The 12,096-nt window shown below is 39.8% G+C and carries 12 protein-coding genes; all 12 read right to left on the reverse strand.

What is annotated here, in order from left to right:
- Positions 1-23: 23 nt before the first annotated feature.
- The 12 genes from R2S08_RS26530 to R2S08_RS26585 all read right to left on the reverse strand — a co-directional run bounded on the left by R2S08_RS26530 (position 24) and on the right by R2S08_RS26585 (position 12,080).
- Positions 24-1,925 carry an amidophosphoribosyltransferase gene (locus R2S08_RS26530; protein WP_316837956.1) on the reverse strand — a complete coding sequence of 634 codons (1,902 nt, stop codon included), beginning with the start codon at positions 1,923-1,925 and terminating at the stop codon, positions 24-26.
- A 122-nt stretch (positions 1,926-2,047) separates the two neighbouring features.
- On the reverse strand, positions 2,048-2,878 hold the full coding sequence (gene murI, locus R2S08_RS26535) for a glutamate racemase (protein WP_316837957.1): 831 nt from the start codon (positions 2,876-2,878) through the stop codon (positions 2,048-2,050).
- Positions 2,879-3,004: 126 nt separating this feature from the next.
- Positions 3,005-3,577: an OmpH family outer membrane protein gene (locus R2S08_RS26540; protein WP_316837958.1), complete on the reverse strand. Its 573-nt coding sequence runs from the start codon at positions 3,575-3,577 to the stop codon at positions 3,005-3,007.
- Positions 3,578-3,621: 44 nt separating this feature from the next.
- A complete protein-coding gene (locus tag R2S08_RS26545; protein ID WP_316837959.1) occupies positions 3,622-4,152 on the reverse strand; it encodes an OmpH family outer membrane protein in 531 nt (176 codons plus the stop codon).
- Between the two features lie 7 nt (positions 4,153-4,159).
- Complete coding sequence (gene bamA, locus R2S08_RS26550) at positions 4,160-6,670, reverse strand: outer membrane protein assembly factor BamA (protein ID WP_316837960.1); 2,511 nt, start codon at positions 6,668-6,670, stop codon at positions 4,160-4,162.
- Between the two features lie 113 nt (positions 6,671-6,783).
- A complete protein-coding gene (locus R2S08_RS26555; protein ID WP_133778759.1) occupies positions 6,784-7,524 on the reverse strand; it encodes an isoprenyl transferase in 741 nt (246 codons plus the stop codon).
- Positions 7,525-7,619: 95 nt separating this feature from the next.
- Positions 7,620-8,399 carry a DUF6089 family protein gene (locus R2S08_RS26560; RefSeq protein WP_316837961.1) on the reverse strand — a complete coding sequence of 260 codons (780 nt, stop codon included), beginning with the start codon at positions 8,397-8,399 and terminating at the stop codon, positions 7,620-7,622.
- 1 nt (position 8,400) lies between these two features.
- Positions 8,401-9,282 (reverse strand): NAD kinase, encoded by an 882-nt coding sequence (locus tag R2S08_RS26565; RefSeq protein ID WP_316837987.1) that lies wholly within the window; start codon positions 9,280-9,282, stop codon positions 8,401-8,403.
- Positions 9,283-9,337: 55 nt separating this feature from the next.
- Positions 9,338-10,000 (reverse strand): CBS domain-containing protein, encoded by a 663-nt coding sequence (locus R2S08_RS26570; protein ID WP_316837962.1) that lies wholly within the window; start codon positions 9,998-10,000, stop codon positions 9,338-9,340.
- Positions 10,000-10,764: an alpha/beta hydrolase gene (locus tag R2S08_RS26575; protein ID WP_316837963.1), complete on the reverse strand. Its 765-nt coding sequence runs from the start codon at positions 10,762-10,764 to the stop codon at positions 10,000-10,002. The genes R2S08_RS26570 and R2S08_RS26575 overlap by 1 nt, the downstream gene beginning before the upstream one ends.
- A gap of 105 nt (positions 10,765-10,869) precedes the next feature.
- The gene (locus tag R2S08_RS26580; protein ID WP_316837964.1) at positions 10,870-11,316 is read right to left on the reverse strand and encodes a GatB/YqeY domain-containing protein; all 447 of its coding nucleotides are present in this window, start codon (positions 11,314-11,316) and stop codon (positions 10,870-10,872) included.
- A complete protein-coding gene (locus R2S08_RS26585) occupies positions 11,313-12,080 on the reverse strand; it encodes an SDR family oxidoreductase (RefSeq protein WP_316837965.1) in 768 nt (255 codons plus the stop codon). The genes R2S08_RS26580 and R2S08_RS26585 overlap by 4 nt, the downstream gene beginning before the upstream one ends.
- Positions 12,081-12,096 lie beyond the last annotated feature (16 nt).

Below are 12,096 nucleotides of genomic sequence, written 5' to 3' on the forward strand. Positions count from 1 at the left end.
TAGTTTTTATCTATCAGAGTCGCTTAGTAAGCTCTCTGGTTGCTTCCTTCTTTCCAGTTTACAAATGCTTTGTTTACGACTTTGTTTCCTCCCGGAGTCGGATAGTTCCCCGAGAAGTACCAGTCACCAGTATGATTTGGACAAGCTACATGTAAGTTGTCCAGAGTCTGATAAATCACCTCTACTTCAGCAACTGTATCCTTTGGTGTAATGATCTTCGTAATCTGCGCTGAGATCTCTTCCTGTGTAAAAGGACGATAGATATCCTTCACATGATTTACAATCTCTTCTTTAGGCAACAATAGGGAAGCTTTACATTTCTCATAAACTTCATCAATAATATGTTTTAAGCCTCTCTCATGTAACAGCTGTATGGCCGCTTCAAAAGCAACGAACTGCCCCATCTTAGACATATCGATACCGTAGCAATCCGGATAACGGATCTGTGGCGCTGAAGAAACAATGATGATCTTTTTAGGGTGAAGCCTGTCAATGATCTTGATAATACTTTGTTTAAGTGTAGTTCCCCTTACAATAGAATCATCTACGGCTACCAGCGTGTCCGTATGATTTTTGATCAACCCGTAAGTGGTATCATATACGTGTGCCACCATATCCTGACGGTCGGCATCCTGTGTAATAAATGTTCTTAACTTAACATCTTTGATGGCCAGTTTCTCTACCCTTGGGCTCAAAGACAATAGTTCATCCAGTTCCTGGTCATTCATTGGTTCCTTCCGTCCCAGCAAAGCATCTTTCTGCAGCTGACGGATATGTCCATGAATTCCCTCCACCATTCCATAAAAGGAAACTTCTGCTGTATTAGGGATAAAAGAAAACACGGTATTTTTAAGGTCCCCATCTACCGCTTTTAAGATTTGTTTGCAAAGCAGGCTTCCAAGGTGTTTTCTCTCTTTATAGATATCGGCATCTGATCCTCTTGAAAAATAAATCCTTTCAAAAGAACAGGCTCTTTTTTCCAGGGGCTCCCTGAACATTTCCTGAGTTACTGTTCCGTCTTTTTTTACAATCAGTGCATGTCCGGGCTCAATTTCTTTAACATCTTTCAGTGCAATGTTAAAAGCTGTTTGAATTGCCGGGCGCTCCGAAGCTGCAACCACAATTTCATCATCAACATAGTAAAATGCAGGACGGATACCAGCCGGATCACGCATAAAGAAAGCATCTCCGTTTCCAACTATTCCTGAAATGGCATATCCCCCATCCCAGGTTTTCGCAGAGCGGCGAAGTATATTGGCAATATTTAATCCATCAGATATTTTGTGCGTGATCTCTACGTTATCAAATCCTTCTTTTTTATACGCATCAAATAATTCCTGGTTTTCATCATCTAAAAAGTGTCCGATCTTTTCCAGTACAGTAACTGTATCTGCCTTTTCCTTTGGATGTTGTCCAAGCTCGTACAGCTGTTCCAATAATTCATCTACATTGGTCATATTGAAGTTACCGGCAATCACCAGATTTCTTGTCATCCAGTTGTTCTGGCGCAAAAACGGGTGGCAATTTTCTATGCTATTTTGTCCGTGTGTACCATAGCGAAGGTGTCCCATCAGCACCTCCCCGATAAAGCTGACATTTGCTTTCAGCCACTCTGTGTCTTTCATCAGTTCCGGTGTTTCGTTCTGAATGTCCACAAATTTACTTTGCACATATCCAAAGATATCTGCAACGGCATTCTGTGCCATGGAACGATAACGGCTGATGTACCGATGACCTGGTTTTACATCCAGTTTGATGGTGGCAATACCTGCACCGTCCTGACCACGGTTGTGTTGTTTTTCCATCAGCAGGTACAGCTTATTTAAACCGTATAAGGCTGTTCCATACTTTTCCTGATAATAAGATAGGGGTTTCAAAAGACGGATAAAAGCAATTCCGCACTCGTGTTTTATCTGGTCACTCATTGATGTGTGTTTTGAGCCGCAAATTTACCGTTTATAAAACTCAGAACCTAGAAAGAAGTAGAATCTTTCGCCGGATTTACTATTCTCTGACTAACAGCACAATACAAGCTATGAGGCAAGCCCTAACGCAGAAGGTGCACTTGTTTAGACTGCACTGTTTGTTCGAAAAATAAGGATGCATTCGTATCAAAAACAGTAGTATCTCCTGAGGTATAGAATAACCGTTGTCCTTGTTGCCCGATTTTACCGGCAATTTCAGGATGGTTATGCAGGTACTGAGCCAGGCTCGCAGAAACGATCTCACCCTGCGAAATCAGGGAGATCTTCTTAGGAAGCAATCGTTCAAGTTTTGGAATCAGTAAGGGATAATGCGTGCATGCCAACAGAATACAATCCAGATCTGGTGCGTTGCCAAGCAATTCCTCCAGATATTTACGGATAAAATGATCAGCCCCGGAGGTGAGGTGTTCATTATTTTCTATAAGAGGAACCAGCATCGGACAACTTTGCTGTACCACCTTTAATTTAGGATAAAATTTTTCGATCTCAATAGGATAAGAATTCGAATTCACCGTACCTCGGGTCCCCATAACCCCGATAATATTACTTTTGGTATAATGACCTATTACTTCTGCTGTTGGGCGGATTACCCCAAGCACCCTGTGGTTCGGATATTTTATTGGAAGTACTTTTTGTTGTATGGTACGCAGGGCTTTGGCAGACGCTGTATTACAAGCCAGGATGACCAAGGGACAGCCCTGGGCAAAAAGCCATTCTACACATTCAAGCGTATATTCATAAACGGTTTCAAAGGAATGATCTCCGTAAGGTGCACGGGCATTATCTCCAAGATAGATATAATTATATTCAGGGAGTTCCTTTATAATGGATTTAAAAACCGTTAAGCCTCCATAACCAGAGTCAAATACCCCTATTGAATTTGTTTTGTTCATTTGCAAAAAAAGCGGACCTGAGGAATATTCCTCAGGTCCGCCAATTTAAATATTTTTCATCACAGAATAATGTTTTTTATCGGTGATGAAGCTATCATGGGTTTCTACTCATGATGGTTTGTCTGTTTATTTCTTTGGAGTTGGAACAGCTGAAGCAGAAATACCTAATTTAGTTTTAACTGCAGCAGTCACATCATCACCACCTTCAGAATACAATAAGTTGTTGGCACCTTGCTGAGAAGCAATATCGAATACGTAAGCCAAACCTTTTTCCTTAGCTACAGATTTAACCGCAGTTTCGAATTTCTGGTTAATCGGAACAAACAATTCACCTTGTTTGGTTGCTACATCCTGTTGAGCTTTTGCACGTGCATCGTTGATGCGTTTTTCCATTCCTTGTAACTCTTCACCCATAGTTTGAAGTTCTTTAGTTACAACATCTTTATTTGCTTCACTTAAGGTTTTTTGTTTCGCTATAGCAGCTTCATACTTTGTTTGGTACTCAGTCTGCATTTTAGTGATTTCATCCTGTTTTGTTTTAGCAAGAGTTTCAAGTGTACTTTGTGCAGCTTTTGCTTCAGGCATAACAGCGAATATTGCCTCTGAATTTAAGTGCCCTATCTTTTGTTGTGCATTTGCTACATTAGCTGTAAACAACAATCCCGCCGCTACAAAGAATACATTAATTAACTTTCTCATTTCTATTTTTCCTTATTAATTGTTTTAAATTTTATGTTTGTGTGTTATTTGATCACCGTTCCTGGCTTATAACCAAGTTTGATAATAATGTCGTTGCTCAGGTCATAACTGCTGCTGGCATAGATCATCATCGTTGCTTCACTGCTTTTGTCAAAAACAAAATCAATGTATTTACTTTTAGCCAGATCCGCAACTGTTTTAGTTACTTTCTCCTGGATAGGTTTTAAAAGCTTCGCTCTTGACTGGAAAAGATCTCCGTCCGGACCAAACTTCTGGCGCTGGAAATCCTTAGCTGCTTTTTCCTTTTCAATAATTTCGTTTTCTCTCCTCTTACGCATATCATCTGTCAGTAATACCTGATCTGCCTGATAAGCTTTATACATTTTATCAATCTGGGTGAAATTATTATCCACCTGTTGTTGCCATTGCTGAGATAACACGTTCAGCTGATTTAAAGCTGATTTATACTCCGGCAAATGCTTGAGTATATATTCTGTATCCACATACGCAAACTTCTGCGCAAAGGCACCAACACCGGTGAAAAGCAAGAAGCATATTAAAACATATTTCTTCATAAAATTATTATTGAAATCCTCCCAATTGCTGTGCGATACTGAAAGTGAAGTTTTGTCTACCATTATCCTGTACTCCAGGAATCTTGTCAAACGCATGTCCATAATCAATACCTAACATCCCAAATATCGGTAAAAATATCCGAGCTCCAATACCTGCAGACCTTCTTATGTTAAAAGGATTGTAGTCACTGAACTTGTTCCAGGTATTACCGCCCTCAGCAAAGCCCACAATATAAGCAGTTGCCTGCTGACTTGCAATAACCGGATATCTTAATTCCAGTACATACTTTGTAAAAATTGGGCTACCTGAATTTTGTGCAATCGTTGGATCAGAACCTACCGGGATTACGGCATTGTTCGCATATCCACGCATTTTAATAATTTCAGATCCTTGTAAGAAGTCAAAGCCCTGCATACCATCACCACCCAATTTGAAACGCTCAAATGCTGATTGTCCAACCGCTTTATTGTACTCTCCAAGGAAACCAAACTGTGCCTGAGACATCAGAATAAGTTTACCTGCAATTCTTTGGAACCACTGACCTTCAAATTTCCATTTATGGTATTCCGTAAATTTATAACGCTGTTTATCTGATGCAGTTGCATAGTTAACATTATTCAATAAAGAATACGGAGGTGTTGCCTGAACTGTAAAACGGAAATAAGATCCTGCAGTTGGGAATATAGGGGAATCCCTTGAATCCCTGCTCAGCTCCTGCGTTAAGTTAAAGTTGTAAGAAGTACCTGTGCTGAATTTGTACCCAGGATAATTGTTCAGAATATACTGTTGTATGTTAACAGAGTGAGTTAACTGGAAATAGTTATCCGGCCAGTTTAACCTTCTACCCAAACTTACAGTTACCCCGTTTAAGCGAATTTTAGAATATTGAGGACTGGATTCATCCACACCATAGATTCCGGTTCCACCATTGGAAGAAAGAGAGGTAAAAGCACTCAATCCAAAACTTACCGGTTTTTTACCACCTAACCATGGTTCAGTGAACGAGAAGCTATACGACTGGTATTGTTTACCATTGGTTTGACCACGTAGGCTCAACTTCTGCCCGTCTCCTTTTGGAAGTGGTTTATACGCTTTAAGATTAAACAAGTTTCTTAAAGAGAAGTTATTGAAAGTCAATCCAAGTGTACCGATGATACGTCCACCACCAAAACCTCCTGACAATTCAATCTGATCTGATGGCTTTTCTTCTACGGCATATTCAATATCAACCGTTCCGTCTGCCGGGTTTGGTTTCGGAGTAGGTACAGTTTTAGACTCATCAAAATTACCCAGTTGCCCAATCTCTCTCACCGTTCTCACCAATTGTTCCTTTGAAAATTTCTCTCCTGGTCTTGTTCTCACATCTCTCAGTACAACCCTGTCATTGGTAATGGTATTTCCTTTTACCGTAATACGGTTATTTGTATACTGAGGTCCTTCGTAAATACGCATTTCCAGATCAACTGTGTCGCCGTGAATTTTAGTTTGTACCGGATCAACATTAAAGGTCAGATAACCATCATTCAAATAGATACTGGAAACATCATCGCTATTTCCGGTTCCTCTTAATCTTTTCTCCAGTTTTTCTTCACTGAATACTTCACCTTTTTCAATGCTTAGTACTTTCTCCAAAAGTTTGGTTTCATATTTAGCATTTCCAACCCAGCTAATGTTACCAAAGTAATATTTAGGTCCCTCAAAAACATCTATCTTAATACCCACTGCCTTATCACTGTACTGGTAGATACTATCCTTTACAATAGCCGCATCCCGATAACCCCGTTCCTGCATTTTTGCAATGAATTTAAGTTTATCTTCTTCGTATTTCGTCTTGTTAAACTTTCCTGAGCCAAAGATCTTATAAAATGCCTGTTGCTTCGTTTTCTTTAAAAACTTACGCAGCTTGGCATCACTGAAAACTTTATTACCTTCAAAGTTGATCTCATGCACCTTTACCTTACGGCCTTTCTCCACATCTACCACCAGGATAACGTTGTTTTCCTGAGTAGGATCGGGCTTGGTCTTGTAATTCACTTTGGTGAAGAAATAGCCTTTTTCAGACAAGAATTTGGTAATGGTCCCTGTAGTTGTATTGTACAGGTTTTCATTCACAACTGTCTTTCCGGTTTTGGCATTAAGCTTTTCCATGATATCGGTTTTTTGAGATTTGCTTAAGCCAACAAGCTCAAAAGAACTTAAACGCGGACGTTCAACAACCTCTATCTCAAAGTATACCGTATCCAGATCAAGTTTCGTAATATCCAATTTAATATCATCGAACAAGCCCTGTGCCCAGAGGTTTTTAATCGCATTACCAGTAGCCTCACCTGGAAGTGTAATGTGCTCTCCTTTGATCAGTTTGGATAAGGTGATAATTACATCCTTATCCAGATATTTCGCTCCGGTTAATGTTGTACCTCCAATAACATACTCTTTTGGATTAAAGTAGTCCATATCCAATCCACTGACTTTCAATGAAGGTGTTGCAGGATTGGAAGGGCGTGTGATCTGTGCCATTGTTGGTAACCCGAACAATAACAATAATATAAGTTGGTATATTCTTTTCATTTACAATCTAAAATCGTCGCTAAGTTAATTTAAACACATGTTAAAAAGTGTTAAAAGTAAAATTAGTTCAATTGCTCACTAATTTTGCCAAAGCGTCTTTCGCGTTTCTGGTAGTCTACAATAGCTTCAAACAGGTCTTCCCGCCTGAAGTCGGGCCATAAGGTTTCTGTAAAATATAATTCGGTGTAAGCCATTTGCCACAGTAAAAAATTACTGATCCTATGTTCTCCACTTGTCCTGATCATCAGTTCGGGATCAGGAATATTGTATGTACTTAACTGAGAAGAAAAATTCTCTTCCGTTATATCTTCAATTCCGATCTCTTTGTCCAGTACTTTTTGGGCTAATTTTTTTGCAGCATCTACAATTTCCCATTTTGCACTATAGCTTAATGCGATGGTTAAAGTACAGCGCGTATTGTGCGCCGTTTTGTCCATGGCATCCTTCAGATCGTCAATACATTTCTGCGGCAACGATGACGTATCACCTATAGCATTCAGCCTGATATTATTCGCCGTAAGTCTTGGTGTTTCCTGGTTAATGGTAGAAATGAAAATCTCCATGAGTGCATTAACTTCTTCTGCGGGACGGTTCCAGTTTTCTTTGGAAAAGGCATAGATCGTTAGATATTTAACTCCAATATCTGCACATCCTTCTACAATATCTTTTACAGATAACACCCCATTTTCATGTCCGAAAACCCTGAACTTACCCTGATTTTTTGCCCATCTCCCGTTACCATCCATTATAATCGCAATGTGCTCAGGTAAACGCGTAAGGTCAATTTGTTCTTTAAATCCCATCTAACTATATGAAAATGATCCCCAAAAGTCTAACATTTTTGGGACACAAAGGTAAAATTTTCTATGATTATTAGTCTATTTATATGAAAATCATGCTAAAAGGTAAAACATTTTTCGGATAAAAATGTATACGAGATTCCAATTTGCATAAACATATAGGTATCTCTTTTTCTTGAATCTCCCCTTTGACTGCCTGGTGGCCTGTGTCCTGATGGATCAGCCAGGAAGATGTGCATATAATCATCTCCCTGAACCGGATATTTATATACCCCGCTCACATCATCCAGATAATCGGTATAGGCTGTTCTATAACCCACCTGGGAGAAAAAGCTCCAGTTGGAATTAAAATTAAACTTTACTCCTGCTCCATAAGGAATACTGATCGCATAATTTCTATAGGGTGTACTCTGCCCCTCTGTTTTATACAGCCTCAAATCTCTTGCCTCCCCATTTATTTTGATTCTGGGATTAAAAATAACACCCCCAAGTCCTGCATAGATATACGGCGTAAAATTTTTTCTTCCTCCCCCCGCGAAATAGTCAAAAAAGTTAAAATCAACCTGTGCACTCACTTCATTAAGAGGGGTATAAAATTTCAGATTTCTGTCCTTGAAATCTGCGTTGGAAGATTGTGAATCATCTCCACTGATCCGTCCATAGTTATAATGGAGTCCAAGAGCCCAATGTGAATTAAAATTAAGTTTCGCAAAAACCCCGGCAGACATACCTGTAACTTTCAAGGGGTTATCCGGATTAAGATCGCCCATATAGCCTGCTGCACCAGCACCAAGCCCTACTTCCCAAGCCTGAGCTCTGGCTCCTGACGCAGACATCAGGATCAATATAAAATGGAGCAACAGTGATTTAAATTTCATTCTAATAATTCCGGGTGTCTATTCCCCAAAGCAATTTATTTCTTAAGGTGGTCAGATAGCTCTCATTGTTCAGTCTGACCAGATTGACATCAAAACTCGCCTTTTTAATACTGATTTTAACGGAACGGTCTACTGTTACTGTCCTGGAATCACAGGATACCAGGAATTTCGCACTTCTGGCCTCCACTTCAAAAGTTAAAGTTACATTATCCGGCACAATAAGCGGACGTACATTTAAATTATGTGGTGCAATGGGTGTAATGACAAAGCTTTGTGAACTGGGAAGAATAATTGGCCCTCCGCAACTCAGAGAATAGGCGGTGGAGCCAGTAGAAGTCGCAATGATCAGCCCGTCTGCCCAGTAAGAGTTGATAAACTCTTCATTCATATAGGCATGGATCAGCATCATCGCAGAATTGTCCCTCCGGTGAATGGTGATGTCATTCAACGCAAAATTCTCTTCTCCAAAAAGATGGAGTTTAGACTCCAGGCTCAGTAAACTCCGACTGTCCAGTGCGTACTGTTGGTTTAACAAAGCCTCAATTGCTTTTTTAATCTCATCTTTATTTATACTCGCCAGAAAACCAAGACGTCCAAAATTAATTCCGATCACCGGTATGCCCGAATCACGGACAAGCGCAAGGGTATCCAGCATAGTTCCGTCGCCACCTAAACTGATCAGTACGTCTGCCTGGCCAATCAGTTCTGCATTTTCCTTAAATGTCGTGATCTTCGCATTTAATTTCACTTTATCTGAGATAAAGTGATGATACTTTTCATAGACCAGAGCATCCACATTATACAGGGAAAGAACATCAAAGACATCCTGAACATAAGGCAATACTGTGTTGTTGAATTCCCTTCCGTAGATTGCAATCTTCATCATGAAAGTACCGGTTTTATCATAAAAATGAGCTTAGCGTAAGCTGCTGTTTTCATTATACGTTTAAATAGTTCATAAAAGAGTTATAGCGATCTTCAGTTCCCTGATCAGTAGAAGTGCTGTTAAAAACAGCCTTAACGATGTAATTATACCTTTCAAAGGAGGAAATGATGCCAGATAACTCGGTCTTATTAATTTTTAGGGTCACCTCCAGTTTGGTAGAATCAGGAAAAGACTGTACATAGGAAGACAGGATCTGGGCATTATCAGCCTCTACGATCTGCGCCATATGAGATAAAGAATTATTGCGGTTACTGATCTCCAGCACAATAACACCTCCAGGTTCTTTAACAGCATAAATCTCTGCAGAATACCCGATAAGACTGTGCACTGAAATCACACCCAGATAGTTCTTACTATAATCCAATACGGGCAAAACAGATAATTTGAGTTGATCAAAAAGCCGGATCACATCATATATATGAGAATCCTGATAGACAAATGGATTGAGGATTGCCAAGGACAAACTACCAATTGCTTGTTCAACATCCCTTACTTCAATTAGTTCTTCCTCAGCCACCAATCCAAGAAACTGAGTTTCATTTACAATAGGCAAATGATACAGTTTGAACTCAGACAAACGATCAAGCGCCTTCTGAACAGTATCAGAAGTTCTTAAAGGCGGGATCGCATTCGATATGAGTTCAGAGGCAAACATTACTTCAGCAATATGCGGTTTAAAAAAGTATTCAGAAATTCATTAAAAACTTCAGGCTGCTCCATCATTGGGGCATGCCCACATTTATCTACCCAGTTCAGTTCAGAATTAGGTAATAATTCGTAAAACTCTTCTGCAACATCCGGCGGAGTCACTTTATCCTGCCTGCCCCAGATTAGAGATACAGGTATGGTAATCTTAGACAATTCTTTGGCCATGTTGTGCCTGATTGCAGACTTTGCCAGCGCAAGAATACGTATTACTCTGGAGCGGTCGTTTACAGTTTTAAAAACCTCATCAACCAGTTCTTTTGTAGCTGTTGCAGGATCATAAAATGTAAATTCTACCTTCTCACGGATGTAATCATAACTTTCTCTTCTTGGGAAAGATCCTCCAAAAGCATTCTCATACAGACCTGAACTTCCTGTAAGTACCAGAGCCTTCACATGCTCCTGATGGGCGGCCGTAAAAACAAGGCCCACATGACCACCCAGGGAATTCCCTACCAATACGGTCTGTTCCAAACCTTTGTGTTTTAAAAAACGGTGGAGATGTTTAGATAAACTTTTCACCCCCAGCGTAAGGATGGGCAGCTCATAAATCGGAAGGATAGGCACCAGTACACGATAGTTTTCTTTAAAATAATCTATCGTTTGTTCCCAGTTGCTCAGTTCACCCATCAAACCATGAAGTAATACCAGAGTTTCGCCCTCTCCTGCCTCTATGTATTTAAACCCATTATCTTCTATTACTTCGTACTTCATATTTTTTATGTGGATGTGCTACTAAGTTAGTAGACATAAGTTAATTTAAGGCAATAATAAAGGATTAATTTTTTTTAAAACAATCCTTCTTATTTTTAACACAATTTATGCCAATTGTGATTTAACAATTTCAGCAATAAGTTTACCATCCGCTTTACCTGCTAACTCTTTATTAGCCAAACCAATAACCTTCCCCATATCTTTCATGGAACCTGCTCCGGCAGCGGCGATAATTTTAGAAATTATTTCTTCTACTTCGGCTTTTTCAAGCTGTTTAGGCAAGAATTGGCCAATCACATCAATTTCTTCATCTTCAACCTGAGCAAGATCTGCACGGCCTTGCTGTTTATAGATATCCGAGGATTCTTTACGCTGCTTAATCAATTTTTGAAGAATTTTTATTTCCGTATCTTCTGTAATCTCTTCTGCAGAACCCTTTTCTGTTTTAGCCAGCAATAAAGCAGCTTTGATAGCTCTCAAGCCTCTCAGTTGCGCTTGATCCTTAGCAAGCATTGCTTTTTTTATTTCCTGATCAATCGTATTTGATATCATAAATTTTGTTTCTTAATTATAGTTCCTGTTGCCTGCGCCGTAGGCATGATCAGCATATCATTAATATTAACATGTGCCGGACGGCTTACCGCAAACCATATGGCATCAGCAATATCCTGGGCAAGTAGTGGCTCCAGTCCTTTATACACATTTTTGGCCCTTTCTTCATCTCCTTTAAAACGCACAAGAGAGAATTCTGTTTCCACCATACCCGGATTTATTGCCGTCACTTTAATACCATGGGGAAGCAGATCTATTCTCATTCCCTTATTTAATGCATCAACGGCATGCTTGGTCGCACAGTATACATTTCCATTTGGATAAACTTCCTTACCTGCAATAGAACCAATATTTATAATATGGCCTTTTCCGGCAGCGATCATCCAGTTGGAAACGATCCTCGACATATACAGCAGGCCTTTAACATTGGTGTCGATCATCCTGTCCCAATCATCAGTATTACCCTGATCTATAGGATCAAGCCCTTGACTTAGTCCGGCATTATTGATCAAAACATCCACTTTTTTCCAGGCTTCCGGCAAGGCTTCCAGTCCTTTGATTAAAGCTTCGTTTTCCCGCACATCAAGCACTAATGCCTGTACTTCTACCGCATATTTATCCTCAAGGTGTAAAGAAAGCTTTTCCAGAATTTCTGAACGTCTCGCCAAAAGGATAAGTTTATAACCTTGCTGGGCAAACAAGGTTGCACAAGCCTTACCTATACCTGAAGTTGCGCCTGTTATTAATGCAATTTTTGAATTCATCGCTTTAGTTTATCCT

It is taken from the genome of Pedobacter nutrimenti (genome assembly GCF_032678445.1).
Lineage (GTDB): Bacteria > Bacteroidota > Bacteroidia > Sphingobacteriales > Sphingobacteriaceae > Pedobacter > Pedobacter nutrimenti_A.

Coding starts and splice junctions, on each gene's coding strand:
- R2S08_RS26580 (WP_316837964.1), bottom strand. CDS start 11,316: ATGATATCAAATACGATTGATCAGGAAATAAAAAAAGCAATGCTTGCT.
- R2S08_RS26530 (WP_316837956.1), bottom strand. CDS start 1,925: ATGAGTGACCAGATAAAACACGAGTGCGGAATTGCTTTTATCCGTCTT.
- R2S08_RS26560 (WP_316837961.1), bottom strand. CDS start 8,399: ATGAAATTTAAATCACTGTTGCTCCATTTTATATTGATCCTGATGTCT.
- R2S08_RS26565 (WP_316837987.1), bottom strand. CDS start 9,282: ATGAAGATTGCAATCTACGGAAGGGAATTCAACAACACAGTATTGCCT.
- R2S08_RS26570 (WP_316837962.1), bottom strand. CDS start 10,000: ATGTTTGCCTCTGAACTCATATCGAATGCGATCCCGCCTTTAAGAACT.
- murI (WP_316837957.1), bottom strand. CDS start 2,878: ATGAACAAAACAAATTCAATAGGGGTATTTGACTCTGGTTATGGAGGC.
- R2S08_RS26545 (WP_316837959.1), bottom strand. CDS start 4,152: ATGAAGAAATATGTTTTAATATGCTTCTTGCTTTTCACCGGTGTTGGT.
- R2S08_RS26575 (WP_316837963.1), bottom strand. CDS start 10,764: ATGAAGTACGAAGTAATAGAAGATAATGGGTTTAAATACATAGAGGCA.
- bamA (WP_316837960.1), bottom strand. CDS start 6,670: ATGGCACAGATCACACGCCCTTCCAATCCTGCAACACCTTCATTGAAA.
- R2S08_RS26555 (WP_133778759.1), bottom strand. CDS start 7,524: ATGGGATTTAAAGAACAAATTGACCTTACGCGTTTACCTGAGCACATT.
- R2S08_RS26540 (WP_316837958.1), bottom strand. CDS start 3,577: ATGAGAAAGTTAATTAATGTATTCTTTGTAGCGGCGGGATTGTTGTTT.
- R2S08_RS26585 (WP_316837965.1), bottom strand. CDS start 12,080: ATGAATTCAAAAATTGCATTAATAACAGGCGCAACTTCAGGTATAGGT.